This is a genomic window from Streptococcus sp. HMSC062H02, from assembly GCF_001813005.1.
Classification (GTDB): Bacteria; Bacillota; Bacilli; order Lactobacillales; family Streptococcaceae; genus Streptococcus; species Streptococcus oralis_S.
The window spans coordinates 1-257 of the sequence record NZ_KV811138.1; the positions used below are offsets into that span (position 1 = coordinate 1).

Annotated in this window: 3 tRNA genes; all 3 read right to left on the reverse strand. The window is 53.3% G+C overall.

Going from position 1 to position 257, the window contains the following annotated elements:
• Nucleotides 1–5: 5 nt before the first annotated feature.
• The 3 genes from HMPREF2885_RS09770 to HMPREF2885_RS09780 all read right to left on the reverse strand — a co-directional run bounded on the left by HMPREF2885_RS09770 (nt 6) and on the right by HMPREF2885_RS09780 (nt 256).
• Nucleotides 6–78, reverse strand: a tRNA-Phe gene (locus HMPREF2885_RS09770).
• Nucleotides 79–81: 3 nt separating this feature from the next.
• Nucleotides 82–155, reverse strand: a tRNA-Met gene (locus tag HMPREF2885_RS09775).
• 11 nt (nt 156–166) lie between these two features.
• Nucleotides 167–256 (reverse strand) — tRNA-Ser (locus HMPREF2885_RS09780).
• Nucleotide 257 lies beyond the last annotated feature (1 nt).

The following is a 257-nucleotide window of genomic DNA, read 5'->3' on the forward strand; positions in this document are numbered from 1 at the left end:
AAATATGGCGCGAGACGGAATCGAACCGCCGACACATGGAGCTTCAATCCATTGCTCTACCAACTGAGCTACCGAGCCAAATTGCGGGAGCAGGATTTGAACCTACGACCTTCGGGTTATGAGCCCGACGAGCTACCGAGCTGCTCCATCCCGCGTTAATATAAAAAGGAGGATGTGGGATTCGAACCCACGCACGCTTTTACACGCCTGACGGTTTTCAAGACCGTTCCCTTCAGCCGGACTTGGGTAATCCTCCA